Genomic DNA, 24,853 nt, shown 5'->3' on the forward strand with positions numbered 1-24,853 from the left:
CGCTCATTGGCTGCCGCAACGATCGCGTTCGCGCGCGTCCCAGGTGCCGAGGATCGCGTGCTCCTTGTCCGGCGCGATTCCTTGCTCGCTCGCGCGTTCGTGTGCGACGGCATCTCCGCCGTTGCGCAGCCACGCCCAGGTGTCGGTCGCGGTGTCGAGGAGCGGCCGGGTGATCAGGCCAGCGTCGCGTGCCTTGACGGAGTCGACGGCCCAGGCGCCGCGGTAGGTGCGCCACAGCGGCAGCTCGGTCCACTGCGCGACTCCCTGGGCGACGAGCCATTCCTCGTCGGTGATCCAGGTGAACGTCGCGTTCGAGCCGGTCGTCTGCTGGCATGCCGTGAGGAAGTCGCTCATCGTCTCGCGCCCGCTGGCGGTCACGTTGAACGTGCCGACCGGTCCGTCGGCGGTGGCGGTGTGCAGGGCGAACGTAGCGACGTCGCGGACGTCCACGGGCTGGATGCTCCGGTGCGGTTGGCCGGGAGCGAGAACCCGGCCTCCGCGTGCGACGCGGTGGAGCCACCAGGGCAGACGGCCGACGTACTCGTAGGGGCCGAGGATGACGCCGGGCCGCAGCAGCACAGCGCGGTCATGACCGAACACCTCGGTGACGGCGCGTTCGCATCCTGCCTTGGTGAAGCCGTAGATCGAAGGTCCGGGGTTGCCGTCGAAGCCGAAGTCCGGGCCGGCGGTGCTCGGACAGTCGAGCACCCTCGACTCCTCGGTCAGGGGTTCTACCGGCCACCCCTCGTACACCGACACGGTGGAGATCAGCACATATCGGCCGACCACCGGGTCGAGGGCCTTCGCCACCGCGAGCGTCTCGCGCGGAACGAAGCTACTGGTGTCCACCACCGCGTCCCACGGGCCGCCAGCGGCCAGCCGGGCGAGATCATCGGGGTTCGTGCGGTCACCGCGAATGGGGGTCACGCCAGCCACGTCGTGTCCGGTCTGGCCACGCCGGAAGGTAGTGACCTCCCAGCCGCGGGCGAGAGCTTCTTCAACGACGGCGCGGCCGAGGAACCAGGAGCCGCCGAGCACCAGCAAACGAGCCATGCCGTCATCCTGACGAATGGCTCGGCGGTTGCGCTATGCGCCCCGGTGATTACCGCGTCACCTCGTCGCTGCCGCGAGTTGCCCGTCGGAGGGGACCCGCAGCATCCAGCTTGGATGGCGAGCAGAGCAGGATATGCCTTCACCGTTCACCGCTTCACGGTGGGTAAGGCAGGTTCGACACGGGCGTACAGACCTGGTAGGACGTGCGCCCAGACGGGTGACGGCGCGAGCCGCAGTTGTCCGATCGGAAACGCTTCGTGGTCGTGTCAAGGGGGTGTTGTCGTGCGGAGCACGACATCGAAGTCAGGGGTCCGCACGGCGTGGGTCGGCGAGCGGAGGCGGCGGAACCGGGTGACCTCCGACGGCTACGACGAGCGAGGTGCGCGAGATGAGTGAGGGTCGAGGCGCTGCCGGGCCGACTGCGGAGTTGACGACGGCGGTCTCCGTGCATGCAGTGATCGCTCGCCTGCTCGGTGAAGAGTTCCTGCTGACGCTGCGGCATCGTGAGCAACGGTGGCACATGCTGCCCGGCGGCGCGATCCATTCCGGGGAGACCGTCTGCGGCGGCCTGCGCGCGCGTCTGCGTGAAGTACTGGGTGCCGAGGTCGGCGACCTCGCCTTCCACACCGCGATCGAGGACGAACCGCGGCCCGAGGGCAACCACATCAACCTGGTGTTCGACACCTCGCTGGTCGGCACCGACGACGTCGAGGTCGCCAGCCGCAGCGACCTGTGGGAAGCCGTGTGGATCCGATGGGATGACATCGAAGCCGCCGACCTCTACCCGCCGCTGGTGCGGCGGCGGCTTCCGGTAGGAACGCTCCGTGATGAAGCATGGTGGCCTCCCCGGCTCGATTCTGCGCCCAACGGCGGCGAAGACTGACCTCAGCGCGGCTCACACACCCTCTCCCAGATCAACTACTGAGCGTTAACGCGAGGTCATTTTGTCGGCCTCGTCTGTAGGATTCGGACACACAAGATGATGATGCGGGTTTGTGACCGACGCCGGTAGCGTGGATGGTTCACCTGTCTCCGCACGTTAAGGGGAACGTGCGATGCGACCAGGCGTGGGGGTTGCCGAACACCAACGACCTTGGTGTTCGACGCGGTCACCGCGGTCCCGCTGACGGCTTGGAATCCGGCGTTGGCGGGCAATCAGGGGAGGGCTGATGCGCGCGAACGACTGGACGCTGGCGGTCGACACGTACAACATAGGCAAGCTGTTCCACAGCAACTGGGATCTGGCGGTGCTCGCGCTGTTGCGAGACGGTCCTCGCCGCCCACGCGACCTCGCGCGGATGGCTGCCGAGTGGCCGTTCCGCGATCGCTGGAACGGCACGAAAGCAACCCTCAGCCCAAGCCGGATCACCGAGGCGCTGCGCGTGCTCACCGAGGAGGGCTTGGTGTACAAGACCACCCTCTCCGAGGGTTGGGATCGCTCGGTCGAGTACGGACTGACCGACGCTGGCGCCGAGTTGCTGCCCGTTCTGGAGAGCATGCAGGCGTGGCTGCGCCGCCACGCCGAGCTGTTCGAGAATGCCGACGGCTCCCCGCGACACCGCCGCGCGGGGAAGATTCGCTCCGCGGGCCGCCGCCGAGCGTCGAAGTAACGGAAAGCGCACGAGCCTAGTCCACTTGCCGGTAACTTGACTGCTCTCTGTGACCGAAGTTGCTCCAAATGGGTGGAATTTCCCGTTGACCGCCGCGTCGGTGAACGGGATGGGGCTGGAAGTTGCTAGCCAGACCGCGTACATGTGGGGTAATCGATTACAACCGCAGGTCAGCGCGCTGGGAGGTGGGGTTATGTCGAGGTTTCCAAGATCGGCGGCGGAACTAGCCGGACTTGCGGCTCCGATTCATGGGCCGCTCCCCGAGGCGGTCCAGCAGGCTCCGGCCCGGCACGGCGGATCTGGGGGCACCGGTCTGTCGGGGGTCGGTGCCCCCGAACTTCTTCTCGGTGATCGCTGGCCCGCCTGCGCTCACTCCGGAGGTGCTCGTGGTCTCGATGGCGCCGTGGGCACTCGGAGCGGCAGGTCTGCTGGCCGGGCCAGCGTTGCTGAGGCTCGCGGAGCGGACGGTCGGCTCGCCGCTCACGGCCCGGGGCCTCGCCCGCGCCGTGACGCTCGCCGTGGTGTCGACGGTGACCGCGGCGCTGTGTTGGGTCGGGTGGCTCCGGTTCGGGACGACACCGATCTGGCTCGCGTGGTCCTGGGCCTGCGCGCTCGGATGCGGTCTCGTGCTCACCGACTTGCGTTGTCGGCGACTGCCGTTTCCGCTCGTGACGGCCTTCGCGGGCGGAGGCATGGTGGCCTTGCTCGGCGCCGCGGCGATCGAGGAGCGTTGGGCGCAGCTCGGCTTCGCCTGCGGCGCGGCGGTCGTGGTGTTCGCACTGGCCGCGCTGGTGCAGGCGTGGGCACCCAACCACACGGGAGGCGGGGACACCGCCCTGTACGGGGCGCTCGCGCTGTACCTGGGCTGGTTCGGCTTGGAGGGGCTGCTGCGGGGACTCCTGATGGCCAGCGGACTCACCGCAGTGGTCGCGCTCGTGGTCGCGGTCTGCTCCAGACGCATGAATTCGCAGTTTCCCGCGGGGCCGTCCCTGCTGGCCGGGGCCTTGGTCAGCATGCTGTTCGCGTAGCTGGCTAGCCGCGCGCAGCCGGGGGTAGGAAGGTCAGCTCGGACATCGATATCGGACGCACAGGGGAGGTACTCGTGATGATCGTCGGCACCCGTCGTTGGTCCCAGCTCGTTGCCCTGGCAGGTGCGGCTCTGTCGCCCATGCTGGTGGCGGGCTGTAGCGGTGGGGATGCTCCGGCACCGACGTCGTCACCCGCCCTGTCGGCTCCATCGCAGGTCCCCTCGGCGCCGAGTACGTCCGGGCAGGACCAGCGGCAGGCGGTCGAGGCCGCCTACACCCAGTTCTGGCCTCAGACTATGCACGCCGACGACAAGCCGGAAGACACCTGGCACGACACGGTGGCCGCGGTGGCGACTGATCCCCAGCTCACGACGACGCTCAACGCGATGCGCTCGCAGAAGCAGTCTGGCATCAAGCTCTACGGCGATGTCACCGTTCGCATCGTGTCGGTCGAAGTCAATGGCGACACCGCGAAGGTGGTCGATTGCCAGGATGCTTCCCGCACCGGCCAAGCAGACGCCAAGACCGGTGACCGGAAAACCGTTGGTGTACCACGGGATCCGGTCACCGGATCGTTGAAGCGCGACACCAGCGACGGCAAGTGGAAGGTCGCCCAGATCTCGTTTCCCGGCGGGACCTGCTGATGCTGGGGCGTAGAAGCGGGCTGATCACCTCCTTGATCGCCGGGTCAGTAGTTGCTGGATCGATGACCGTGTCGCCTTCACCAGCGATGGCAGAGGATCCGCCGAGCGCTGACGACGGTCAGGTCATCGTGGTACCGGGCGACCGGTCGGGCCGCTACGCGCCGCCGCAAATTGACATGCAAGCGCTGGAGAAGCGGGGGCAGGCTCCGGTCCGGCCCGGCGGCCCGCCGTCGAAGTCCGGTCAGGATCGGCAAGTCGGTGTTGGTGGGACCGCGGAGCCCCCGAGCGGAATCCCGCCCGGGTGTTTCCTCGGCGGGTTCGGCGTTGGCGCTGCACCGGGTGGCGGCCGCCCGGGTGGGAGCGCGTTCGGGATGCGCTGCCTGCCACCTCTTCCGGCCGAGCCCGCGCCAGAGGCGCCGGCCGCTCCACCACTGCCGACTCCGGCAGAGCTGGCGGCGCAGGCGTTCGAGCAGCTTCGCCTTCCTCTGCCGGTGCCGCGGCACTCGCCCGATGTGCGATTGCCGGACGGGCGGGACGCCACGATCGTCGGGGAGAACACCTGGGTGTGGACCGACCGGAGCGTGTGGCATCCGGCGGTGCAGCGAGTGCAGGTGGGTCCGGTCTGGGCCGAGGTGACCGCGACCCCGGTGGGCATGTCCTTCAACTCCGGCACCGGCGGCTCGATGTCGTGCTCGGGTCCGGGCACGCCGTATGACCGCTCGTACGGATTGCACGCTGCGAGCCCGGATTGCGGGTTCGTCTACACCCGGTCGTCGGTCGGGCAGCCGAACGACCAGGCCACGGCGGAGTGGGCGATCCAGTGGTCGGTGAGCTGGGTCGGCTCGGACGGCACGGCCGAGGTCGGCGGGGACTTCCCGCAGATGAGTTCGCGGGCCGCGGCCACGTTCGCGGTCGCCGAGGTGCAGGCCCTGCGCGCGAACTGACGAACAGGACTTTGACAACCGCATTCTGCGACAGATTCGTTTCTCGCATTCTGCGGAAATAAGGCAACAACATTTCTGGAATGGGGAAGGAGTTACCCCAGTGGGTACTGCTGTGTCTTTTTCCCGGCCGCCGCAGCCGCGCAGCGGCGACTCGGGGCTCACCGGCCAGGGCGAGGAGGGCGATGGCCCGCGGGTGCCGCGTCGGCGCCGCTGGTGGCTGCTGGGCCTCGCGGTCGTGCTGGCCGCCGTGGTCGCGTACGGCAACTACGCGCTGATCGCGGGGCAGGACGAGCGGGTCGACGTGTTGGTGCTGACCCGCGACGTCGGGTGGGGCCAGCGGATCGGCGAAGGTGATCTCGGCGTGGCCAAGGCGGTCCCGGACCAGCGGCTGGCTTCCATCTCCGCCAGCGACCGAGCCGGGGTGGTCGGCCAGGTCGCGCGCTCGACGCTGCCCGCGGGCACCGTGCTCGCGCCCGGCCAGCTCACCGCGCAACCGGTTCCCGGGCCGGGCGAACGCCTGGTCGGACTCCCGGTGAAGCCGGGGCACCTGCCCGCCCGCGGGTTGGCGCCCGGCGACCTGGTCCAGGTGACCCCGGTCGCGAGCGGCACCGGAACCGACGCGAGCCAATCCACGGCGAGCACGGCCGGGCCGTTCCGCGCGCGCGTGCTCGGCGTCGGCCCGCCGGACTCCACCGGCGCGGTCACCGTCGATGTCCTGGTCGGCGCGGACACCGCGCAGGCCGCAAGCAGCGCCGCCGCGGGCCAGGTGGTCCTGGTCCAACTCGGACCCGGCGCCTAGCAGCACCGACTGTCTGCAAAGGACGGTGAGAACGTTGGCAATGATCACGATCGTCTCCGGCAAGGGAGCACCCGGCGCGACCACGACCCTGGCCGCGCTGGCGGCCTCCTGGCCCGCGCCGGTGCTGCTGGCCGACTGCGACCCCGCCGGGGGCGACCTCGCAGCAGGCTGGCTCGGCCAGTGGGTCGTGGACGGCACGATCCGCACCGACCTCGGCGTGTTGTCGCATGCCACGGCGACCCGGCACGCCACGGCGGGCGACCCGGCCACGCTGCTCGACCATGTGCAGCAGGTGCCTGCGGCCCGGCACGTCGGGCTGCTGGCCGGGTTGAGCGCGCCGGGCCAGCACGCCGCGGTCGGCACCGCCGGGTGGACAAGGTTGACCGCCGCGCTGGCAGCGTTCAAGACCACTTCCGGTCACCCGGCCGACGCGTTGGTTGACGTCGGCCGCTACAGCGCGCTCACCCCGTGGCCGCTGCTGCTGGCCGCCGACTTGGTGTTGGTGGCGGTGCGCCCGACCCAGCGGCACATCCTGGCCGCGCGCCCGCTGCTGGCCGAACTCGCCGAACGGATCGTGCCGCAGCGGCTCGGGTTGGCGGTGTGTGCCACGACTCCGGCGGGCAGCCGGGAAGTCCGCGCGGCGCTGGGCCGGGAGGCGGGCGTGCAGGTGGCTGCGGATGCGCGGGCGGCAGCGGTGTTCTCCGACGGCGCCGACGCAGGCGCGCTGCCGCGCCGGTCGCCGTTGCTGCGCAGCGTGCGCCGCGCGGCGCGCCGCTTGCATGGCACCTACCACCAGTACACCCCGGCGGAACTGCGCACACCGGCTGCGCCGGTCTCGCCGAGCGTGCTCACCGGAGGTGCTCGATGACGTTGCCACACAACGGTTACCGCCCCACCACCGGCCCTACGCCCCTCCACCGTCCGGCCAACCCGTCGCCCCCGTTCGCCGGTGCCCCGGGGACCGGGCCAGCAGCGCCGCCCGCGCCCACAGGACCGCAGGACGGCGCGGCGGGCGGGTTCCTGGACCCGCAGGCCGTGCGCGCGATCCGGGAGTCGGTCGCCGCCCGCCTGGAACGGGTTGCCGCCGGGGAAACGCATCTGGACTCGCCGTTGTCGGTCGACGAGCAGCAAGCCCGGATGCGCGCCTACGTCGCCGAGGAAGTCACGGCCTGGGTGCAACGTCGCGCCGCCGCGGGCCAGGCGCCGCTGCCGGTCGACGACGAACGGCGGTTGACACGTGCGGTGGTGGCCGCGCTGTCCGGGCTCGGCGCGTTGGAGGAGCTGCTGGAGCGCGAGGACGTGGAGAACATCCACGTGCACGGCTGCGACCACGTCTTCCTCGAACTCGCGGACGGCTCGATCGAACGGTGGCCGCATCCGGTCGCCGACACCGACGCCGAGCTGGTCGAGATGCTCGCGGCGATGTTCGCCCGCCAAGGGCAAACATCGCGCGAGTTCAACGCCGGGCGCCCCTTGGGGAACTTGCGGATTCCCGCCGGTGGCCCGCTCGGAGCACGGGTCGCGGCGGTGATGGAGGTGTCCGACCGGCCGCGGGTGGCGATCCGCCGCCACCGACTGGTCGATGTCGGCCTGGACGACCTGGTCGCCAACGGCACCCTCGACCCGTTGCTCGCCGCGTTCCTGCGTGCGGCAGTCCGGGCTGGATGCAACGTGATCGTCTCCGGCGGCCCCGCTGCCGGGAAGACCACCTTGTTGCGCGCGTTGTGCAGCGAGATCCCCGACGCCGAGCATGTGGTCACGGTCGAGGAGGAGTACGAGCTCGGTTTGCACATCGGCCCCCGGCCGCTGGTCACTCCGCTGGAAGCGCGCCCGGCGAACTCCGAGGGCATCGGCGAGATCACCCTGGACGACCTGCTCAAGCAGACGCTGCGGCACTCGCCGAGCCGCGTGATCGTCGGCGAAGTTCGCGCCGGAGAAGTCACCGCCATGCTCCGCGCGCTCGGGAACGGGGCGACCGGTGGCATGTGCACGCTGCATGCCATTTCCGCGTCGGCGGTGTTCGACCGGATTGGCGCGCTCGGGCAGCTCGCGGATCCACCGCTGGCGATCGATGCCGCGCACCAGTGGACCGCCTCGGCGATCGACCTGGTCGTGCACGTCGCCCGAGCCGATCATCCCGGGCGTCGGGAACGGTTCGTTTCCGAGGTGATTGAGGTCGGCCCGGTCGGTGATTCCGGCCGCCCGGACACGACCCGGATCTTCGGCCCTCGCCCGTCTGATGGGCGCGCCGTCCCCGCCTACGCACCCAGCGCCGACTTGCTGGAGCGGCTGGAGCGAAACGGCTTCGACCGCGCCGCGCTCGACGCCGCCGGTTCCGGCGCCTGGCACACCGCTGGTTTCCCGGATGGAGGTCTGCGATGACGACAGTGTGGCCCTGGCTGCTCGGCCTGGCGGCGGTGCTGGCGGTTGCCTGCGCCGTGGCCGCGTTCCTGCCGCCTGCGCCGCGGCAGCCGGACGAGTCCGCTCGAGCAACCACGCCGAACGGACTGCTGAATTGGCGAGCGGTCGTCGCCCGGGTTCCGCTGCGCCGGGTGTTGCTGGCCGTGGCCGCGGGCGCGGTGGTGTGGTGGGCCACCGGCTGGCCGGTCGCCGCGATCATCGCCGCAGCCGGAGTGATCACGGTGCCGATCCTGGCCCGCGGACACGACGCCCAGCGGCTCATTACCCGGCTCGACGCGTTGGCAAGCTGGGTGCGACGCCTGGCCGACGTACTCGCTTCCGGCGCCGGTGGTTTGGAGCAGGCGATCGCCAGCTCCGCGCGCACCGCACCCGAGGCGCTCGCCACCGAAGTGGAGACCCTGGCGGTGCGGCTGCGCACCCGCGGCCTGGAGCAGGCGTTGCGCGCGTTCGCCGAGGACGTCGGCGACGAAGCCGCCGACGAGGTGGTGCTTGCACTGATCTTGCGCTCGCGCGCGGGCGGGCGCGGCCTGGTCGACATCCTCGACGCCAAAGCCCGCGCCTTGGAGGCCGAGGTGGTCGCGCGCCGCGACATCGAAGCCGACCGCGCGAAACCCCGCACCGACGTTCGCGCGATCCTCGGCATCACCGCGGTCTTGTTGGCCGGGCTGGTGTTCTTCGCCCACGAATTCCTCACCTCCTTCAACGATGTGCTGGGTCAGCTGGTGATGGCCGGGATCGGCGGACTGCTGGGTGCGGCCGGGTGGTGGATGCACATCCTGACCCGAACTCGCCGCCCCGCGCGGCTGCTCGGCGTGGCCTCGCGCACCCCGGTGGGGGCACCGAAACCGACGCGGAAAGCGGCCGTGGTCGCCCCGGCCGGGGAGGTGGTGTCGCGATGAGTCCCGGATTCACCGCTGCGGTGCTGGGCGCGTTGGCTGGATTGGCGGTCGTGTGCGTGATCCTGGCGTTGGTGCGCCCGGCCCCGGTCAACCTGGCCGCCGCGGTCGCCGAGCTGGACGACCGCACCGCTCGCCGCGCCGACGGCGCTCCGCCGAGGGGCCGGTGGGCGACTCGGCTGGAGCGACTCGCCGGCTACTCGGCTCGGTCATCGAGCCGCTGGTGGGGCATCCCCACCGCGGACCTCGACGTGCTCGACCAGACGCCCGAGCGCTATGTCGCCCGGCGCCTGGCTTGGGCCGTAGGCGCCGTCGCGGCCGTTGTTGCGGTGGCGGTGCTGGCGTGGTTCGCCGGGATCGGCTTTCCCACCACCGTGGTGGTGCTGGCCGCGGTGGTCGCGGCCGTGGCGGGGTCGGTGGTGCCGGTCCTGGCCGTGCACGAGGACGCCACCCGGGCACGGGAGGAGTTCCGCCGCGCGACTGCGGCCTACCTCGACCTCGTGGCCCAGGAACGCGCCACCGGCCGCGCGCCGAGCCAGGCGCTGGGCGAAGCCGCCGCGGTCGGTGACTCGTGGGTGTTCGCCCGAATCAGCCGCACGCTCGGCCGAGCGATGCGCGCCGGGCACACCCCGTGGGAAGCCTTGTCCCGCTTAGGAAAACGGATGGGTGTAGTCGAACTCGCCGACCTGGCCGACATCCTCGCCACCGCCGCCGACGGCGCCGCCATCTACAGCACGCTGATCGCGAAGGCGGGCGCCTTGCGTTCCGCGGCACTGGCGGCGGACAAGGCCGACGCCAACGCCCGCTCCCAACGCCTCGCCCTTCCGGTGGCGCTGCTGCTAGTCGCGTTCCTCCTGCTGGTCATGTACCCGGCCATGATCAGGCTCCTCGCTGGGGGCGCCTAGCCGAGCCAGGACAAGAAACCGTTGCGGCACAACAGATCCGCAGTTGACCCGAAGGAGTTGAGACCAATGCCGAAGAAAGTCGGCCACATCGTCACCGGCGCGCAGCAGCACCCGACGCAGCTCGTGCTGGTCCTGACCAGCCTGGTGCTGACGCTGGCCAGCACCGTGCAAGACCGCTGGGAGCGCGTACGCGCTTCCGGCGACCGCGGATCGGAGTCGGTCGAGAAGGCGGTGCTCGTTGCCATCGGCCTGGCCGTGGTGATCGGGCTCGCCTTCGCGATCCGAGCCGTAGTCCAGAAATACCAAGGCCAGCTCCAGTAACCAGACCGCGCCGTGCCGGTGACTGGCGTGGAGGAGTCGATGAAGGGAACGACCACGATGGCGACGACCGACGAGATCGAACGCCGGGTTGAACAGGCCGACGCCGCCCGGAGCGCGAAACGCTCGGCCACCGCGAAACGGGTCGGCGAACTCGCCCAGCAAAGGGCCGCGATCGCGGAACAACTCAGCGACATCGAGCGCGAGCTCGGCGACGTGCTCGCCGAATCCACCGACGTCATGGAGATCGCCGAGTTGGCGAGCTTCACCGACATCCCCGCAGCGGACCTAAACCGATGGCTGAACAGCCGGAAAACGGCCCGCCCCAAGCGGAAGAAGCCCGCCGGGCGCGCATCGAGCACGAAGACCGCCACGAGCCCAGCATCGTCCACACGAGACACACCGACGGCGGACGCGCCATCCACCCGGCGCGAACCTCCCGCGCCCCGCAACGACTCAGCGAACGCGCCCGAGCCGGTCACCACGGAGGTCGGGTGATGCTGCGACGCGGCCTGGGCAACGACACCGGCTCCGAGTCGGTGGGCCTGGCCGTGCTGTTCCCGGTCGTGCTGCTGCTGATCCTCTCGGCGGTGCAGGGCGGGCTGTGGTGGCACGCACACGCCGTCGCCAGCCAAGCAGCGCAAGCCGGAGTCGACGCCGGTCGCCCAGTCGGCGCCACGAACACCACGGCAACCCAGGTCGCGCACTCGTTCGCCACCAGGGCCGGGAGCGGCGTGCTCACCGCCCCCGAGGTGCAGGCCGCGGTCACCGCGGAGAACGTGCAGGTCACTGTGTCGGGTACCGCTCCGCGTTTGCTGCCCATTCCGGGCCTGGACATCGAGGTCTCCGCCACGGCGCGGGCCGTGAAGGAGCGTTTCACCGTGCCCCTGGCCGCCGGAGGCAACTCATGAGCCGCAGTACCCGACTCCCTCGACACAGCCTGCGGTCGCGGCGGTGGAGTGATACGGGTTCGGTCAGCGTCGAGGCCGCCGTGCTCGTGCCCGCCGTGCTCTTCGTCGGGCTGCTGATCGTCGCCGGTGCCCGCACGTCCTCGGCGCAGCAGGCGGTCGACAACGCCGCCACCGCCGCGGCACGTGCCGCCTCGATCGCCCGCGGCCCGGCAGCGGCACAGCAGGCCGGAGCTCAGGTTGCCCGGGAACGGTTGGCGCGCGAGGGCATCACCTGCCGCGAGTCCAGCGTGTCCGTCGATGCCAGCCAGATCGCGGTCGGCCGCGCCGGTCACGTCCGGGCCAGCGTGACGTGCCGCGTTCCGCTCGGTGATCTTGCCCTCCCGGTCCCCGGCGGTACCCGCACGATCACGGGTGACTTCACCAGCCCGGTCGACCCGTACCGAGGCATCCCATGACCGCCCGAGCAACGACGGCACCAGCACCGCCGCGGGATGCCGGGTCGGTGAGCGTGATGGTCGCCGTCCTGGTGCCCGCGCTGCTCCTAGTGCTCGCGTTGGTGGTGGATGGTTCCGTCAGGTTGCGGGCGGTCTCCCGCGCCGACGCGCTGGCGGCCGAAGCAGCGCGCGCGGCCAACACCGCCGTGGACACCCGCAGCCCCAACGTCGGGGTCGATACCGCCAGTGCCGCTCGTACCGCCGCGGACTACCTCGCCCGCGCTGGACATCCCGGCCAGGTCACCATCACCGGCCCCCGGGCAGTCCGCGTGACGGTCACGGTTACCGAGCCCACCACCATCGGCCTGCTCGGCGGCAGCGCCCAGGCCACCGGCACCGCACTGGCCCAGCTCGGCGTCGGCACCCGCAACGGCGGCCTGCCATGACCTCCCCAGCAGCGCAGCGGCTGCGTGGCCTGTTCGCCGCGCTGGCCCTGCTCGCCTTCGTCGTCGGGATCCCTTGCGGACTCCTTGCGCTCGGCGCCGACCCCGCCCGTCTGATTCCCGACCAGTGGCCGGAGGCGGCTCCGATCAGCCAATGGCCCGAACGAATCTGGAACACCGTGCGGTGGGCGTGGCTCACTGGTGACCTCGTCGTCGTGCTTGTGGTCGCGGTGGCGTGGGCGGGCTGGCTGCTGCTCACCTTGTCCGTCACGGCCGAGGTGATCCGCCAGACCAGGCAGGGAGTTCGCACCGCCCGCGGTGTGCTGGCCCGGGTTCCGCGCGGCCGATGGCTCGCCGGACTCGTCGCCGCAGCGCTGGTACTGATCTCCACCGGCACTGCCACCGCCCTGCCCACCACCGGCAGCCCCATCGTGGCCACCGCGCCGCACCGGCCTCCACAGCAGACTCACGCCACCGCCGAGCCGGTGTCGAAGCAGACGAACTCGCCGGCACAGCAGAAGCCGAGCCGGACTTGGGTGGACCCGTCGGTACAGCCGGACTGCCCTCGCATCACCGCTCACCCGGGAGACACGGTGTGGGGGCTGGCCGAATACCACCTCGGCGACGGCCGCCGTTACCACGAGATCGCCGTCCTCAACGCCGATCGCATCCCCAACGCCCACGAGCTGTATCCGCACGATGTGCTGTTGCTGCCGCCGGACGCGGTGAACCTGCCCGCCGACAGGTCAGAGGCCGGGTCCGGCGCGCGGACCGTGCCGGTCGAGCCCGGCGACACCCTCTCCGCCATCGCCGAACGCGAACTCGGCGACCCCGACGCGTGGACCGCACTGTTCGAGGCCAACCGCGGGCTGCCGCAGCCCGACGGGCGCGTACTGCGCCACCCCGACCAGCTCCTGCCCGGCTGGCAGATCCACCTACCCACCGCAGTCGCCACGGCACCAACCCCTGCCGCACCGGAACCACCCGCCGCGCCACCCAGCCCGGCCCCACCGCCGCCCGCGCCGCCGAACAGCGCACCCACAGCGCCAGCGCCACCCACCAGCTCGTCGAGCCCGGAACAGGACAAGGGCGCGCAGGCTGACCAGAACACGCCGGTGGAACTTCCCGGCGGTGGACTGGTCGGGCTCGGCCTGGCGTTGAGCATTGCCGTCCTGCTCGTCCTCGCGCGGCGCCGCCGCCGCGCTCGCCGCACCCCGACCGGCCGACTCACGCCAGCAGAAAACCACCAAGGGCCTCCCGATCCCGCGCAGCCCGGCTCGGTGATCGCCACCCTCGACCACGCCGCGCACCGCGCCACACACCGCCACGACACCGATCCGGACGAGGACGAGGATGCCCTCGACCGCAGCAACGGGGCCGACGCCCTCACGGCCGGACGACGGCGGGTCTGGCCGCCGCCCGCGCCGGTGATCACCGCCCACACCGGCACCACCGCCCAGGCGCTGGACCTGTCGGCCACGGCCGGGCTCGCGCTGACCGGCCCGGGGGCCGCGCCTGCTGCCCGCGCCGTGCTGGCCACCGTGCTGGCCGTCGATGCGCGCTACCCGGCCCAGACACTGCTGGCCGACCCCGCCACCGCCGAGCTGATCGCCGGAAGCGACGACCTCGCGCTGCAGCAGGCTCCCGGAGTCGAGGTCACCGACTACGAGACCGCGGCGCTGGCGCGGCTGCGCACCGAGCTCGCCCGCCGTACCCGGCTGCGCGATGACGACCACCTCGACGCCGACCTCCACGGCGACGACGGCCACCAGGAGCGGCCCGGCGAGAGCGCCGAGCCGGTGCCATTGCTGCTGGTGGCAGTCCGCCCGTCCCCGCAGCATCGGCGGGAATGGGCCACCCTGCTCGACCAAGGCCGCGCGGTCGGAATCCACGCCCTGCTCCTGGACGAGCACCTTCACGAGGCCGGCGACTTCACGCACCTGACCCTCGACGCCGACGGCACCATCACCGCCGCGCACGGCCCCGGCACCGAACCGGTGGCCGGAGCACGCGCCGAAACCCTCACCCCGGCCGAAGCAGACGAGGTCTGGCACCTGCTGGCCGCAGCCCGCACCCCCGCACCCCGTCAACCCCGCGACGACACCACCCTGGACGACCACGCGAAGGCAGACGACGCACCGGGCGACCGCGGCGTGGACTCCGCTACCGCTGCCCGTGTCCCGCAGGACAACGGGCACGCCACGACGGCGGACGAGAACGAACCGGCGGTGGTGGTGCGGCTGCTCGGCGGGGTGCGCGTGCACGCCCATGGCAACCACGTCCGCGGCCTGCGTGCCCGCGCCCGCGAAGTACTGGCCTACCTCGCCGCCCACCAGCACGGCATCACCGCGGACACGCTGCGCGAGGCGGTCCTGCCCGACCAGCCCGCCGCGCGCCTGCACGAGGCCATCTCCTACGCCCGCTCGGCCCTGCGGAAAGCCACCGGTGAGAACGAGGCGATGTTCGTGGTCGCCGAGTCCGGCCGCTACCGCCTTGACCCCGACGCCATCACCGCCGACGTGTGGGAGCTGGAAGACGTCCTCACCCGCGCCCGTACCACCAGCGACCCCGACGCCCGCTTGGCGGCGCTGCGCCGCCTCGCCCGGGTGTGCCGGGCCGGAGCCCCGCTGGATGGCGCACCGTACTCGTGGGCCGAACCCGTGGCCGAGCACTGGCGCAGCCAGGCCGTTGACGCCCTCGTCGCACTCGCGGGCGAAGTTCGCGACCACAACCCCGACGAGGCGCTCGACGCACTCGCCGTCGCCATCACCTGGGATCCCTACACCGAAGCCCTCTACCGGCGCACCATCGCGCTGCAACGCGACCTCGGCCGCCTGGATGCCGCGCAGGCCACCTACCGGCGCCTGCAAGCTAATCTCCGCGATCTCGACCTCGAACCCGATCCCGACACCACCGCACTGCTCGATAAAGCACCCGTCCCGCAGCACTAATTCTGCCGCTTCCGCTCTACATAAAGGTGTGTTCCACTCCGGTCCAGACACAACGAAATACCCAAAAACCGGCAACCAGGCCCCATAATGAGTAAGTACACGTTCCGTCGACACAACCACATAGAACCGCATCGGCGGACGAAAAAGGCTCACGCTCCCGCAATTCATCTCATCGCAACGAGCGCAGGGCTTCCGGCGACCAGTCGCACCGGCAGGAGCTCATTCGAGGGTGGTGTAGCCGCCGAGGACGGTGTCAGTGGGGGGTCATCCTGGACGTCGTCCTGGACGTCGAAGGCACGTCGTCTTAAGGATGACCCCCCACTGGCCCCCTTGCACGCCACAACACCGCAGCTCAGCCAGCCTTGCGGCGGGCGGCCGACGAGCCAGACTGGTCACGATAACCACTCCGTACGGGCCTCTCACCTCACATGCTGCTTGCCTCCCTGCGGCTTCCGCCGCTGTTTTGCGTCGCATTCTGCGACACAAAACCATTCCGTCGAAAAACGGCAGAATTGCGTCTCAATTCTTGCCGTGCGCCGGTTTCCTACGCGCGCGCGGGCGCACATTCGCGCAGGTCACGCGCGATACGCGGGTAGGCAAAAAACCCCGAAAAAACCCGCACCCGGCTATTGCGCGCCCTACCGTGCCGAGCTAGCTTGGAAATATCAGCGGGAACGGAAACCGCAAAACCCAACAATTCCGCACCCCGCCGGAAATATGCCCGAGCGACAAACGGGAAAACACATGAGCACATACGCCCAATTTGTGACCGGGCTGAATGCCACCTGGCTCGGCACCCTGCAACGCGACAGCTACCCCGCGGGCGTGGCCGCGGTCGGCCCCGGGCACCTAGCCCTGACCGCCACCGACCCCGGCACCTACCGCGACGCGGTCGAAGACCTCCTGACCGTGTGGGAAGACGACGGGCACGGAGCTGCGATCTACCCGCGACACCGTGACGACACCCCGCCGCTGGATACCGACTACGTGTACGCCTTCGACGGCACGCGGGTCTGGATCCGGAAACCGAATCACACCTGGATACCGGCTACCCACCACCCCGACGTCAAGGCGGCGCTCGGCCGTGAGTCCACTATGGACAGTGAGGAAGTGTCATGACGAAGATCATGTTCGACTACTTCCGGGTACTCGAAGGCTACGAATTCGAACCCGATGACAACGGCGAAACGTTCCGCAGCCCCGGCGGCCAGGTGTCGGTGACCATCACCGGCCGCGAAGGCTCACTCACGGTGACCGCCCTCACTGGCGACCGCGCCCGGCTGATCCGCTGGACAACCCTAATCAACGGCGCACCCGCCGAGGTGCTCGACGCCACCCTGCGCGCGGCCGAACCCGGACTAGCCACCTACGTCCACAGTGGACAAACTCCTTCGACCGCCCCCGTGCGCCCCGGGCGACACTGGACCAACGAAGAGATTGTGGCGGCGCTGACACGAATTGCTGACCGCAAGTACCCGGCGTCGCGCCCCCGCCCACCCGCTGACCCGACCGGACAGATCTCGGCTCACGGCATCTGAACCCCGAGAGTCCACAGTGGACAGAATGAGGTGTAACGACCATGAACGAGGCATTCAACGCTGGCATGAAGGCGCTCCGCGAGCACATGGCCCGCGAGGTCGAGAAGGCGCCCGTGCCCCCGGACGACGTGCTCGCCCGCACGATCACCCGGCGAGACGTCCAGCAGTACGACGTCTACTTCATCTGGGGTCCGGGCCGTGACATCGCCAGCCGGACCGATTGCGGACACGGGTACTACCTGACCGATTCGTGCCCCTGCTGCGACGCCGACGACGACAACTAGACCAGAGTCCACAGTGGACTAGACCCGAGAGGGAACAGCACCGATGACTACCCCAGAAACCAGCGGCCAGCCCGCAACTGCGGCAGGCACCACCGACACCGTGATCCAAACCGTACGCCTGCTGTGCGGGCACGAGTTCCGCTACTGGATTTCCCGAACGCTCGCGGAGTCCGGCTTCGCGCGAATCGGCGCGGCATGGCGCTGCGTAACGTGCGACCCGACCGGCGACACCAAACCGCGGATCACTGCCGTGCACAACGTACCGGCGACCGATCATGTGCCCGGGGTCTACCCGTGCGGGGCGCCCCTGCCGCGCACCCGGCGCGTGGCGACCCGGGACCTGCGCCCCGGGATGCGGCTCCTGCTGCCTCACGTCATGGACCTCGGGCGCCCGGTGCGCACCGTCGCCCGTGTCACCGAGAACGGCATGGTCAACCAGCACGACGAACCGCTTGTCAATGTGCACTACGCCGAATCGGCCGACGAGAACTGGGGTGCCGCGAACAGCGGCTGCTGGGACTCGGAATGGCACGTCATCGAACCCGACGCGCCAGCTCACTAGACGCCAACCACGTTAGTCCACAGTGGACTCACGATCTTCGCCCCGGAGGGCACCCATGACCACGAACACCGCCACCCAGGTAATCACCCCGCAGGACTACGGCATCCACGTTTCGTGCGCTACGGGGTACCTGCGCACCGCATACGGTGGCCCCGCGGCCATCGCCTACTACAACGGGTGCTCGTGGGTCGCGCGGCCGATGACCGATTTCCGACCCGAGCAGCCCGGTCCGCACGGCCGGTGGAAAGTCCCCGGGCGCGAGGTGACCGCGGACACCTACGAGGACGCCTTCGCCGCACTCGGCTTTCCGCACGACCTCGACCTCGACCGTCCCCAGGACGTGTAAGGCGACCGCACCCCGCAACCTGAGTCCACAGTGGACCGATGTTAGGAGGAGGTTCCCCATGCTTCGCAGTGCAGAGATCTACCTCGGGCGTGACCCCGCCGACGCCATCTGGTTGGCGACGTTGTACGCGATCAACGTCCATCCCGAGCGGGTGTCGATCCTGATCTCCTCCCTCGACCCCGGCCGGAACGCGCTGGAAGCCACCGACCTCGGCGCCTACCTCGCCGGTATCACCAGCCTCGTCGACGAGTGGAGTGACCGCTACGGACCTACCCGCAACCCCGCCTGCCAGGACCCACCCTTGGTGCAGCCCGCCTACAGCCTGACCTATGCCGCCGGGCGCGCCTGGGTACGCCGCCGCACCGGCACCTGGCAACGGGCGACCACGGATCCGGCCGGGCCGCCCGAAACCCGCGCCGACTTTAACCGCGTGCTCGACGCCTTCGCGGGTGTCCCCGGCGACCCCTGCGACGTGCTGCTTCGCGAAGAAGCCTGCCGCTAGTGCCTCGCACGGCACCGAACGCGCCAGTGCCACAAACCTATTTGAGTCCATAATGGACAGATAGGATGGACATGCCATGACTAGTTACGCTGCCTTCTATGTTGGCCGGGGCGAGGACGCCGAGTGGATCGGCACCGTGCGGGGCGACGGGGTACCCGGCGGGCTGGCCGCCGCAACGGCCGGGCACCAGCCCCTCGACGCCGCCACCGAGGCCGCCTACCGTGCCGCGGTCGCGGCGTTCCTGCGGGTGTGGGAATGGTGGGTCGACCACGCCTACGTGCCCGACGAGTCCGATCCGAACGACTACAGCGAGCTGGCCGACCTCGCGTACGCCTTCGACGACGGCCGGGTGTGGACCCGCCGCACCCGCACCGACCCGTGGGAACCGGTATACCCCCTCGATCCGGAACTGACCTTCTGCGCCCGGTGCGAAACGTACCGGGATCGCTCCGAGCACCACACGTGCATCCGGTACGACGGCCCGCCCTGCCGACGGTGCGCCCGCCCCACCGTGGATGCCCACGTGGCCGCGCCCGGCTACGGCCAGGTCCGAGTTTGCAAGGCCGGGCACGCCGAGGAGCTGAGCTCGTGCGGCATCCTTGATCTTGAAGACGTCCGATAGAACGAGCGGACTTCGAGCCGCTGACCGATGGGCCGGGCGAGTCCTGCAACGCACGCCCCGCGCTCGAAGGCAGACACGCCATAGCCGCGCACCGAGCAACGCGGGTACACCTGAAGTCCACAATGGATAGTGGACTCCAGGTGTACCCTTGCGTGCCCGCTGTTGGCCGGTCATGGTCTTGTGCCGCGTGTCGCTCGACGTGTTGCTACCCCGACGGCCTCTGGTTGGCCGTCGGGGTAGCGGTTCGCCGTCTACGCGGTCCAGGTGAAGCTCGCGGGGCTGTCGCCGTCCTCGGCCGGGGTGATGGCGATCGTCCACGGCCAGTCGCAGCCCACCCTGCCGGGCAGCTTGCGGTTGTCGTAGCGGCGCCCGCACCGCATTTTCAACGGCCGGTCGGGCACCAGCCAGTGGTAGGCCAACACCGCGACGTCGACCCAGGTCCGGCACCCGCAGCACGGGTAGGTCAGCACGGCGTAGCGGATCCTGTTGCGGCGCAGGAGAACGGCGGGCTCGGTGATGGTGTCGCCGCGCCGGTAGCTGCGGCGGGTCACCGCTGCCACCCCCGTTCGACGGTCGCGTGGGTGATCCACGCGGAACGGATGTCCTCGACCAGCCGACCGGTCTCGCGGTCGTGCACGCTGATCAGCGACCCGATTCCGATCACCGGCCCGGACACCCGGCGCGGCGCGTCGGCGGCACGGTGGTCCTCGGGAATCACGGCCACGACGGCGAGTTCGTCACCGCGGGCGATACCGCGGTGGGCCGCCCGCAACAGGGGCAGCGGGTAGGGCGGGTTGGCCTGCATGGGAAGTCCCTCCTTCGTCGGGGTATCGATCGGAATGCCGGACCGGGGCGCCGCCGGGTAGTCGGCGGCGCCCCGGTCCGGGCGGTGGGTCAGTCGGCGGCGAGTTGGTAGCGGCGCGGCTCCTCCTGGGTCAGTACGACGGTGCCCTTCTCGGCGAGCTTGTCGAGCGCGTTGCGCACGGCGCCGGAGGATCGGCCGAGCTTGCGGCCGATTTCGCCCGCGGTGTAGGCGTTGTCGCGCCGATCCGGCTCGGACAGGAAGTCCTCGACCAGGCCGTGCAGCGCGCCCTTGGGCAGCCTGCCGTTCGGCGGCGCGTCGGTGACCAACTTCGCCGTGGTGGCCTTGGTTTCGGCCGTGTCGGCCTTCTTGCGCCGCGGCGAGGCCGTGTCGCGCTTGCGGGGCCTCGGGCTGTCTTCGTCCGGCTCCGGCGGCGCCCAGCGGGCCGCTGCCTTGCGCCCGCCGTTGTCCTCGCCGGGCTGCCGCACGGCCTGCCCGTCGGTCGCCCAGGCCGCGAGGAGCTTGGTCGCGGTCGAGCCGCCGATGCCTGCCAGCTCGGCCAGTTCGCGGGCGGTCTTGCCCGGGTTGCGGCGCAGCGCGGTGCGCAGCCGGTCGGCGGCCGACGGGCCGCTGCTGCCGTTCGCGGCGGCCTTCGTCGTGGTCGCGGCCTTCGCGGGCTTGGTGGTCTTCGTGGTCTTGGTGGTGCGTGGCATGACGATGCACTCCCTTGAATCAGGTGTTGGTTGTGGAAGGTCATGCCCCCGGGGGCTGTAGCCCTCCGGCGCGCTACCGGGGTCGTTCGGGCTACGCGTCCATCAACGCTCGATCCCCGGGCGAAGTCAACGGGTCCGTCCAAACAAGACACACGTCTTTTTGTAGCGGCCGTTTTCCGTTGTGCGGCTTGATATTCCGGACGAGTCGAGCGTCCATGTGGACCGCGCGGGAACCGCGCAACACCCCCCACGGAAAGGACACCGCAACCATGTTGGACACCAACCCCGCGACCGCGAACGAGCGGCCCGATGGGGACCACGCGATCGGCGACCACTACGACGACACGGCGACCCTGCCGCTGCCCGACGTGGCCAAACGGCTCGAACGCGACATCCTCGACGTCCAGGGCGATGACCTGATCGTCCGCGAGGCCGAATTCGAGGTCGCGGCCGACGAATCCGGCCCGCAGGGCGTCCTGCGCGTCGCGGTGTCCGGGCTGGCGACACCGCCCGCGCGCACCGAAGCCGGTAGCGACGTCATCCGCGACACGATCAGGGTCGTGTTCGAGCTGGCTAGCAACTACAACCGGGTCGAGCTCCTGCGGCCCGAACGGTGCCGGTTCCTCCTCGCGGTCGACGTCATGTCCGACTCCGGCGCCGTTGTCGGCGGGTTCATCGGAACGATGCGTTTCCACGATTGGTGACCCGTCGCCGTGTGCCGGTGGTCGCCGTTCGCGGCGAACGGCGACCACCGGCAATCTACGGCCCGCGTTGCGTTGCGGCGCTTGACATTCCGCGCCGAGTCGAGCGTGCATCCGGTGGCCGGAACACCCGGCCCACACCCACGACACGGAAGGAACGCCGACCCATGAACGCGCCTCTGTTCGCCACCGTGACGGTGCGCGCCGGCGACTTCGACGTGCACGGCACGTTCGGCTCGCACGGCGACGCGACGGTGGCCGCCGACTGGCTTACCGACGACCCCACCTTCGCGCGCCCCATTGCGTTGCACCCGCCGGACACCGACCCGCTGACCACGCGCGCCACCGCCGAGCTGACCGGCGACGTGATCGAGCTGCCCGGCCCGGTCGCCGACCTGCTCGCCGCCCACCACACCGACCCGGACACCGCGGGCGCGGTGGTGGTGTCGCTGCTGATCGACCCGCCCGCCCGGCGGCTGGCGCTGTTCGTCGGCCCGTTCGCCACGGTCACCGAGGCGCGGGCCTGGATCGCCGAGGCGGCGGGCACCTCGCGGTCGGGTATCTACCGGGCCGGGTTGCGGATCCACCCGCTGCGCCGCACCGACCTGGTCCCCGTGGCGACCGTCGCACCCGGGCCGGACACCGCGCCGGGCGCGGCCGAGGGGGTGGCCTGACATGGCCGTCCGGCTCGAGGTCGTCCCCGCCACAAACCCCGCCCCGGCGGGCGGCGCGCGACGCCTCGCGGACCTCCGGGTCGCCGAGGCGCTGGGCCGCGAGGCCGCGGTGCTGATCGCCGACGGCGCCCTGCAGGCGGTCCCGATGCGGATGCCGCCCGGTGCCTGGGCGCTGCTGGTCACCGCCGCGGACCGGTGGGCCGCCAGCGGCGAGGTGGTGCTGTTCGCCGGGGAATGGTGCGAGCACGAGTACCCGGCGTCCGGGTGCGACGGTGACCTCGTCCTCCGGCTGGCCCCGCCCGTGGCGACCGATACCGACGACGACGCGGTGACCGTGCGGCTCGCGCTGGCCGACCAGGGCCGGTGGATGCCCGCCGGAACGTGGCCTCGCCTCGGCCGCGACTGGCCCGCCGTGGTGGCCCCTGCCGCCGCCGCCATCATGGGCAGCTACCTCGACGCCGCCGAAGCCGATCCGCCCGCGCCGCAGCCGATGCGGGTGTTCGGCAACCGGTCAGTGGCGCGAGTCGGCGTGCGTGACCTGCTCGCCGCGGGCCTTCTGGCCGCCGGGGACGAGCTGGTCTACCGGCGGCCCGGTCTCGGCGTGCACCGCACCGGCCAAGTGACCGCCCAGGGCATGCTGCGCCTGGACGACGATCGCCTGTTCACCACGCCCTCGGCCGCGACCACCGCGCTGGGCAGCCCGCACCAAAACGGGTGGGCCTTCTGGTGCCGCGCCCGCGACGGCCGGACCCTTCTCGACCTCCGCAACGAATACAAGTCCACTATGGACGGACGCCATGCCGCAGGATGAGGTGCCCCGTATGACACCGGGCGCGGCCTGCCGTGTGTCCACACCGGACGCGAGACGGGCCGTGCTCGCGACCTTCCATAGCCCGCACTGGACCGCACCGGTTCGTGATGCGCCCGGCCTGCTCCGCCATCGCCGCCACGACTGCGAACTGCGCGTGCGTACCGCCGACGGCATGGTGTGCTACGTCGCCTTTCACACCGCCAGCGAACCCACCAGGCCGCGCCCGGCGCGCGTGCGGGCCGCACCGGCACGACGGCGCCGAATCGGCGGCGCCGGAACCGTCTGGCCCACCACCTGGCGCGAACTCCGCACCCGCCTGCACGCAGCCGGGTGCGAGCTGAACCGCCGCGGAAAGCACTGGCGGGTCGAGTTGCCCGGTGGCCAGAGCTACACCCTCCCGTGTACCGCGTCCGACCGCCGCGCCCTGCGCAACGCCGCCCACGACCTGTCCGCGCTCGGCGTCGACTTGCGGCGCACAGCCCGACGCCAGTAGCCGGAACACGCCACCAGGAAAACCGGCCGCCATGCCCATCCACCGGTTCGTGCTCCTGCACTACCCCTGCCAGCATCCACCGCGTCGGGCCGATGATCCTCGCTACGACGCGCTCCGCGCGCACCCGCCCGCGGGCTGCGTCCCGGCCGAGATCGGCGGCCTGTTCGGATTGCGCTGCCAGCGCACCGGCCCCGAGGCTGCTCGACGCGGTCGCCGCCGTGGCCAGCGAGGTCGCCGCGGCGCACGACCTCCTGCTCACCGACCTCGGCGTCGAGAAGCTCTGGGAATGGTCGGCCGACGGATCCGACGGGTTCGGTGCGACCGTGATCGCCCAACTGCTGCTCATGGCTACCCACCGCGCCCACCAGCTCGGCTACACCACCGCCGACCTCGTCACGTTCCTGACCACCGTCGACCCGACGAACCACCGGTAAGACCGGCACGTGCCCGGCAGAATCCGGGAACTCGGCTTCTACGGTCCGCATAGAGGTGGTGCGTTGTGCTGCCGGTAGAAGGCGACCGGATCGACGGGTTGGCCGCCGGGCTCGACCTGGAAGTGCAGGTGCGGGCCAGTGGACTCGCCTTGGTTGCCGACCTCGGCGACCGGCTGTCCAGTTTGGACGGCCTGGCCTACGGCGACGAGGTTGCGGTTGTTGTGGCCGTAAGTCGTGATCACACCCTCGGCGTGCTCGATGCGGACCCACAGGCCGTATCCGCTGGCGGGGCCGGAGGCGATCACGCGCCCGCCGCTGGCGGCCACGATCGGGGTGCCGATCGGCGCGGCGATGTCCTGCCCGCGGTGGAATTCCCCGCCCCGTGGCCCGAAGCCCGAGGTGCAGCGCCCCGCGGTCGGCGCGACCCAGCCGCCACTGCTCGGCGCGGTGGGAGCGCAGGCCACTCCGGTCAGCGCGCCGACGATCTTGCGCGCGTCGGGTTCGTTGTTGGCGTACCGGCCGGGGAAGCCGGATGCCTGCACGGCTTGCGCGGCGGGGGCGAGGTCCATCTGTTGCCAGTTCGGCACCGCGAGCAGGTGCCGGTAGAACTGGGTGGCGGCGTAGGTGGGGTCGGTGACTTGTTGCGGGTTGCCCCAGCCCATCGACGGGCGCTGCTGGAACAGTCCGAGTGAGTCCCGGTCTCCGTAGTTCAGGTTGCGGAGCCCGGATTCGGTGATCGCGGTGGCGACCGCGATCACCCAGCCGTATTCGGGAACCTGGAGCTGTTTGCCGACGGCGACGATGGTGGCGGCGTTGGCCATCTGGTCGGGGCCGTACCCGGTCACGCTGCCGGTGGGGGCGCCGGTCGTGGAGCAGGCGATGACTCCGCCTGGGCCGCCGCTGGCCCCGTCGGTGCCCAGGACCGCGCCGAGGGTGGCGGAGAGGAGCAGGACCGGCGCGAGCGCCACGCAGCCTGCGGCCACGGCGATTTTCACGCTAGCTTTCACGCGGTCC

The 24,853-nt window shown here is 70.8% G+C and carries 33 protein-coding genes; 28 read left to right on the forward strand and 5 right to left on the reverse strand.

Translation table 11 applies throughout. From position 1 onward, the window contains the following. Positions 1-3: 3 nt before the first annotated feature. A complete protein-coding gene (locus ACFQGD_RS11120; protein WP_345400530.1) occupies positions 4-1,053 on the reverse strand; it encodes an NAD-dependent epimerase/dehydratase family protein in 1,050 nt (349 codons plus the stop codon). A gap of 388 nt (positions 1,054-1,441) precedes the next feature. Here ACFQGD_RS11120 and ACFQGD_RS11125 point away from each other — a divergent pair, with 388 nt between their 5' ends. The 23 genes from ACFQGD_RS11125 (at position 1,442) to ACFQGD_RS11235 (ending at position 19,211) form a co-directional block, all read left to right on the forward strand. Beyond that, the gene (locus ACFQGD_RS11125; protein ID WP_345400527.1) at positions 1,442-1,936 is read left to right on the forward strand and encodes an NUDIX domain-containing protein; all 495 of its coding nucleotides are present in this window, start codon (positions 1,442-1,444) and stop codon (positions 1,934-1,936) included. A 286-nt stretch (positions 1,937-2,222) separates the two neighbouring features. Next, a complete protein-coding gene (locus tag ACFQGD_RS11130; RefSeq protein WP_345400524.1) occupies positions 2,223-2,663 on the forward strand; it encodes a winged helix-turn-helix transcriptional regulator in 441 nt (146 codons plus the stop codon). Positions 2,664-2,911: 248 nt separating this feature from the next. Further along, positions 2,912-3,691, forward strand: coding sequence for an A24 family peptidase (locus tag ACFQGD_RS11135; RefSeq protein ID WP_345400521.1), 780 nt, complete (start codon positions 2,912-2,914; stop codon positions 3,689-3,691). A gap of 77 nt (positions 3,692-3,768) precedes the next feature. After that, positions 3,769-4,335: a hypothetical protein gene (locus ACFQGD_RS11140; RefSeq protein WP_345400518.1), complete on the forward strand. Its 567-nt coding sequence runs from the start codon at positions 3,769-3,771 to the stop codon at positions 4,333-4,335. Positions 4,336-4,421: 86 nt separating this feature from the next. Beyond that, positions 4,422-5,279 (forward strand): hypothetical protein, encoded by an 858-nt coding sequence (locus tag ACFQGD_RS11145; RefSeq protein ID WP_345400516.1) that lies wholly within the window; start codon positions 4,422-4,424, stop codon positions 5,277-5,279. A gap of 100 nt (positions 5,280-5,379) precedes the next feature. Further along, entirely contained in the window at positions 5,380-6,078 is a 699-nt protein-coding gene (locus tag ACFQGD_RS11150) for an SAF domain-containing protein (RefSeq protein ID WP_345400513.1), read from the forward strand. 40 nt (positions 6,079-6,118) lie between these two features. Continuing rightward, positions 6,119-6,946 (forward strand): hypothetical protein, encoded by an 828-nt coding sequence (locus ACFQGD_RS11155; RefSeq protein ID WP_345400510.1) that lies wholly within the window; start codon positions 6,119-6,121, stop codon positions 6,944-6,946. Next, complete coding sequence (locus ACFQGD_RS11160; protein ID WP_345400507.1) at positions 6,943-8,460, forward strand: CpaF family protein; 1,518 nt, start codon at positions 6,943-6,945, stop codon at positions 8,458-8,460. The genes ACFQGD_RS11155 and ACFQGD_RS11160 overlap by 4 nt, the downstream gene beginning before the upstream one ends. Beyond that, positions 8,457-9,398 carry a type II secretion system F family protein gene (locus ACFQGD_RS11165; RefSeq protein WP_345400504.1) on the forward strand — a complete coding sequence of 314 codons (942 nt, stop codon included), beginning with the start codon at positions 8,457-8,459 and terminating at the stop codon, positions 9,396-9,398. Before ACFQGD_RS11160 ends, ACFQGD_RS11165 begins: the two co-directional genes overlap by 4 nt. Beyond that, positions 9,395-10,300, forward strand: coding sequence for a type II secretion system F family protein (locus ACFQGD_RS11170; RefSeq protein WP_345400501.1), 906 nt, complete (start codon positions 9,395-9,397; stop codon positions 10,298-10,300). The genes ACFQGD_RS11165 and ACFQGD_RS11170 overlap by 4 nt, the downstream gene beginning before the upstream one ends. A gap of 66 nt (positions 10,301-10,366) precedes the next feature. Beyond that, entirely contained in the window at positions 10,367-10,621 is a 255-nt protein-coding gene (locus ACFQGD_RS11175) for a hypothetical protein (RefSeq protein WP_345400498.1), read from the forward strand. Between the two features lie 39 nt (positions 10,622-10,660). Continuing rightward, positions 10,661-11,116, forward strand: a complete 456-nt coding sequence (locus ACFQGD_RS11180; RefSeq protein WP_345400495.1) for a hypothetical protein — start codon at positions 10,661-10,663, stop codon at positions 11,114-11,116. Continuing rightward, positions 11,116-11,529 (forward strand): TadE/TadG family type IV pilus assembly protein, encoded by a 414-nt coding sequence (locus ACFQGD_RS11185; RefSeq protein ID WP_345400492.1) that lies wholly within the window; start codon positions 11,116-11,118, stop codon positions 11,527-11,529. The genes ACFQGD_RS11180 and ACFQGD_RS11185 overlap by 1 nt, the downstream gene beginning before the upstream one ends. Then, complete coding sequence (locus ACFQGD_RS11190; protein ID WP_345400489.1) at positions 11,526-11,984, forward strand: TadE family protein; 459 nt, start codon at positions 11,526-11,528, stop codon at positions 11,982-11,984. The genes ACFQGD_RS11185 and ACFQGD_RS11190 overlap by 4 nt, the downstream gene beginning before the upstream one ends. Next, complete coding sequence (locus ACFQGD_RS11195; protein ID WP_345400486.1) at positions 11,981-12,409, forward strand: hypothetical protein; 429 nt, start codon at positions 11,981-11,983, stop codon at positions 12,407-12,409. The genes ACFQGD_RS11190 and ACFQGD_RS11195 overlap by 4 nt, the downstream gene beginning before the upstream one ends. Continuing rightward, positions 12,406-15,357 (forward strand): BTAD domain-containing putative transcriptional regulator, encoded by a 2,952-nt coding sequence (locus ACFQGD_RS11200; protein WP_345400483.1) that lies wholly within the window; start codon positions 12,406-12,408, stop codon positions 15,355-15,357. The genes ACFQGD_RS11195 and ACFQGD_RS11200 overlap by 4 nt, the downstream gene beginning before the upstream one ends. 765 nt (positions 15,358-16,122) lie before the next feature. Beyond that, positions 16,123-16,476 carry a hypothetical protein gene (locus ACFQGD_RS11205; RefSeq protein WP_345400480.1) on the forward strand — a complete coding sequence of 118 codons (354 nt, stop codon included), beginning with the start codon at positions 16,123-16,125 and terminating at the stop codon, positions 16,474-16,476. Further along, positions 16,473-16,895, forward strand: coding sequence for a hypothetical protein (locus tag ACFQGD_RS11210; protein WP_345400477.1), 423 nt, complete (start codon positions 16,473-16,475; stop codon positions 16,893-16,895). Before ACFQGD_RS11205 ends, ACFQGD_RS11210 begins: the two co-directional genes overlap by 4 nt. 41 nt (positions 16,896-16,936) lie before the next feature. Beyond that, positions 16,937-17,179: a hypothetical protein gene (locus ACFQGD_RS11215; RefSeq protein ID WP_345400474.1), complete on the forward strand. Its 243-nt coding sequence runs from the start codon at positions 16,937-16,939 to the stop codon at positions 17,177-17,179. A gap of 43 nt (positions 17,180-17,222) precedes the next feature. After that, positions 17,223-17,741: a hypothetical protein gene (locus ACFQGD_RS11220; protein WP_345400471.1), complete on the forward strand. Its 519-nt coding sequence runs from the start codon at positions 17,223-17,225 to the stop codon at positions 17,739-17,741. A gap of 55 nt (positions 17,742-17,796) precedes the next feature. After that, positions 17,797-18,087 carry a hypothetical protein gene (locus ACFQGD_RS11225; RefSeq protein ID WP_345400468.1) on the forward strand — a complete coding sequence of 97 codons (291 nt, stop codon included), beginning with the start codon at positions 17,797-17,799 and terminating at the stop codon, positions 18,085-18,087. Between the two features lie 58 nt (positions 18,088-18,145). Further along, positions 18,146-18,589: a hypothetical protein gene (locus ACFQGD_RS11230; protein ID WP_345400465.1), complete on the forward strand. Its 444-nt coding sequence runs from the start codon at positions 18,146-18,148 to the stop codon at positions 18,587-18,589. 76 nt (positions 18,590-18,665) lie between these two features. Then, positions 18,666-19,211, forward strand: a complete 546-nt coding sequence (locus ACFQGD_RS11235; protein ID WP_345400462.1) for a hypothetical protein — start codon at positions 18,666-18,668, stop codon at positions 19,209-19,211. A 251-nt stretch (positions 19,212-19,462) separates the two neighbouring features. Here the strand turns inward: ACFQGD_RS11235 and ACFQGD_RS11240 are convergent, their stop codons facing one another. The 3 genes from ACFQGD_RS11240 to ACFQGD_RS11250 form a co-directional block, all read right to left on the reverse strand. Further along, positions 19,463-19,762 (reverse strand): hypothetical protein, encoded by a 300-nt coding sequence (locus tag ACFQGD_RS11240; protein ID WP_345400459.1) that lies wholly within the window; start codon positions 19,760-19,762, stop codon positions 19,463-19,465. Further along, positions 19,759-20,016 carry a hypothetical protein gene (locus ACFQGD_RS11245; RefSeq protein WP_345400456.1) on the reverse strand — a complete coding sequence of 86 codons (258 nt, stop codon included), beginning with the start codon at positions 20,014-20,016 and terminating at the stop codon, positions 19,759-19,761. Before ACFQGD_RS11245 ends, ACFQGD_RS11240 begins: the two co-directional genes overlap by 4 nt. Positions 20,017-20,105: 89 nt before the next feature. After that, positions 20,106-20,726, reverse strand: a complete 621-nt coding sequence (locus ACFQGD_RS11250) for a hypothetical protein (protein ID WP_345400453.1) — start codon at positions 20,724-20,726, stop codon at positions 20,106-20,108. 269 nt (positions 20,727-20,995) lie between these two features. Between ACFQGD_RS11250 and ACFQGD_RS11255 the strand changes: the two genes are divergently transcribed. The 5 genes from ACFQGD_RS11255 to ACFQGD_RS11275 all read left to right on the forward strand — a co-directional run bounded on the left by ACFQGD_RS11255 (position 20,996) and on the right by ACFQGD_RS11275 (position 23,839). Beyond that, positions 20,996-21,430 (forward strand): hypothetical protein, encoded by a 435-nt coding sequence (locus tag ACFQGD_RS11255; RefSeq protein WP_345400450.1) that lies wholly within the window; start codon positions 20,996-20,998, stop codon positions 21,428-21,430. Positions 21,431-21,594: 164 nt separating this feature from the next. Beyond that, positions 21,595-22,101 (forward strand): hypothetical protein, encoded by a 507-nt coding sequence (locus tag ACFQGD_RS11260; RefSeq protein WP_345400447.1) that lies wholly within the window; start codon positions 21,595-21,597, stop codon positions 22,099-22,101. 1 nt (position 22,102) lies between these two features. Continuing rightward, complete coding sequence (locus ACFQGD_RS11265; protein ID WP_345400444.1) at positions 22,103-22,912, forward strand: restriction system modified-DNA reader domain-containing protein; 810 nt, start codon at positions 22,103-22,105, stop codon at positions 22,910-22,912. A 10-nt stretch (positions 22,913-22,922) separates the two neighbouring features. Then, positions 22,923-23,405: a hypothetical protein gene (locus ACFQGD_RS11270; protein WP_345400441.1), complete on the forward strand. Its 483-nt coding sequence runs from the start codon at positions 22,923-22,925 to the stop codon at positions 23,403-23,405. 218 nt (positions 23,406-23,623) lie between these two features. Further along, positions 23,624-23,839: a hypothetical protein gene (locus ACFQGD_RS11275; RefSeq protein ID WP_345400438.1), complete on the forward strand. Its 216-nt coding sequence runs from the start codon at positions 23,624-23,626 to the stop codon at positions 23,837-23,839. Between the two features lie 38 nt (positions 23,840-23,877). Here ACFQGD_RS11275 and ACFQGD_RS11280 read toward each other — a convergent pair whose 3' ends face one another. Continuing rightward, complete coding sequence (locus tag ACFQGD_RS11280; protein WP_345400435.1) at positions 23,878-24,846, reverse strand: M23 family metallopeptidase; 969 nt, start codon at positions 24,844-24,846, stop codon at positions 23,878-23,880. Between the last annotated feature and the right edge of the window lie 7 nt (positions 24,847-24,853).

The organism is Haloechinothrix salitolerans, from assembly GCF_042662605.1.
Taxonomy (GTDB): Bacteria; Actinomycetota; Actinomycetes; order Mycobacteriales; family Pseudonocardiaceae; genus Haloechinothrix_A; species Haloechinothrix_A salitolerans.

Bases quoted from the DNA above. Each gene is read 5' to 3' on its own strand.
- ACFQGD_RS11270 (WP_345400441.1), top strand. From the start codon at position 22,923: ATGACACCGGGCGCGGCCTGCCGTGTGTCCACACCGGACGCGAGACGG.
- ACFQGD_RS11135 (WP_345400521.1), top strand. From the start codon at position 2,912: ATGGGCCGCTCCCCGAGGCGGTCCAGCAGGCTCCGGCCCGGCACGGCG.
- ACFQGD_RS11125 (WP_345400527.1), top strand. From the start codon at position 1,442: ATGAGTGAGGGTCGAGGCGCTGCCGGGCCGACTGCGGAGTTGACGACG.
- ACFQGD_RS11200 (WP_345400483.1), top strand. From the start codon at position 12,406: ATGACCTCCCCAGCAGCGCAGCGGCTGCGTGGCCTGTTCGCCGCGCTG.
- ACFQGD_RS11195 (WP_345400486.1), top strand. From the start codon at position 11,981: ATGACCGCCCGAGCAACGACGGCACCAGCACCGCCGCGGGATGCCGGG.
- ACFQGD_RS11145 (WP_345400516.1), top strand. From the start codon at position 4,422: ATGGCAGAGGATCCGCCGAGCGCTGACGACGGTCAGGTCATCGTGGTA.
- ACFQGD_RS11255 (WP_345400450.1), top strand. From the start codon at position 20,996: ATGTTGGACACCAACCCCGCGACCGCGAACGAGCGGCCCGATGGGGAC.
- ACFQGD_RS11165 (WP_345400504.1), top strand. From the start codon at position 8,457: ATGACGACAGTGTGGCCCTGGCTGCTCGGCCTGGCGGCGGTGCTGGCG.
- ACFQGD_RS11160 (WP_345400507.1), top strand. From the start codon at position 6,943: ATGACGTTGCCACACAACGGTTACCGCCCCACCACCGGCCCTACGCCC.
- ACFQGD_RS11265 (WP_345400444.1), top strand. From the start codon at position 22,103: ATGGCCGTCCGGCTCGAGGTCGTCCCCGCCACAAACCCCGCCCCGGCG.
- ACFQGD_RS11140 (WP_345400518.1), top strand. From the start codon at position 3,769: ATGATCGTCGGCACCCGTCGTTGGTCCCAGCTCGTTGCCCTGGCAGGT.
- ACFQGD_RS11230 (WP_345400465.1), top strand. From the start codon at position 18,146: ATGCTTCGCAGTGCAGAGATCTACCTCGGGCGTGACCCCGCCGACGCC.
- ACFQGD_RS11190 (WP_345400489.1), top strand. From the start codon at position 11,526: ATGAGCCGCAGTACCCGACTCCCTCGACACAGCCTGCGGTCGCGGCGG.
- ACFQGD_RS11170 (WP_345400501.1), top strand. From the start codon at position 9,395: ATGAGTCCCGGATTCACCGCTGCGGTGCTGGGCGCGTTGGCTGGATTG.
- ACFQGD_RS11155 (WP_345400510.1), top strand. From the start codon at position 6,119: ATGATCACGATCGTCTCCGGCAAGGGAGCACCCGGCGCGACCACGACC.
- ACFQGD_RS11210 (WP_345400477.1), top strand. From the start codon at position 16,473: ATGACGAAGATCATGTTCGACTACTTCCGGGTACTCGAAGGCTACGAA.
- ACFQGD_RS11180 (WP_345400495.1), top strand. From the start codon at position 10,661: ATGAAGGGAACGACCACGATGGCGACGACCGACGAGATCGAACGCCGG.
- ACFQGD_RS11225 (WP_345400468.1), top strand. From the start codon at position 17,797: ATGACCACGAACACCGCCACCCAGGTAATCACCCCGCAGGACTACGGC.
- ACFQGD_RS11235 (WP_345400462.1), top strand. From the start codon at position 18,666: ATGACTAGTTACGCTGCCTTCTATGTTGGCCGGGGCGAGGACGCCGAG.
- ACFQGD_RS11120 (WP_345400530.1), bottom strand. From the start codon at position 1,053: ATGGCTCGTTTGCTGGTGCTCGGCGGCTCCTGGTTCCTCGGCCGCGCC.
- ACFQGD_RS11245 (WP_345400456.1), bottom strand. From the start codon at position 20,016: ATGCAGGCCAACCCGCCCTACCCGCTGCCCCTGTTGCGGGCGGCCCAC.
- ACFQGD_RS11130 (WP_345400524.1), top strand. From the start codon at position 2,223: ATGCGCGCGAACGACTGGACGCTGGCGGTCGACACGTACAACATAGGC.
- ACFQGD_RS11215 (WP_345400474.1), top strand. From the start codon at position 16,937: ATGAACGAGGCATTCAACGCTGGCATGAAGGCGCTCCGCGAGCACATG.
- ACFQGD_RS11175 (WP_345400498.1), top strand. From the start codon at position 10,367: ATGCCGAAGAAAGTCGGCCACATCGTCACCGGCGCGCAGCAGCACCCG.
- ACFQGD_RS11250 (WP_345400453.1), bottom strand. From the start codon at position 20,726: ATGCCACGCACCACCAAGACCACGAAGACCACCAAGCCCGCGAAGGCC.
- ACFQGD_RS11260 (WP_345400447.1), top strand. From the start codon at position 21,595: ATGAACGCGCCTCTGTTCGCCACCGTGACGGTGCGCGCCGGCGACTTC.
- ACFQGD_RS11220 (WP_345400471.1), top strand. From the start codon at position 17,223: ATGACTACCCCAGAAACCAGCGGCCAGCCCGCAACTGCGGCAGGCACC.
- ACFQGD_RS11185 (WP_345400492.1), top strand. From the start codon at position 11,116: ATGCTGCGACGCGGCCTGGGCAACGACACCGGCTCCGAGTCGGTGGGC.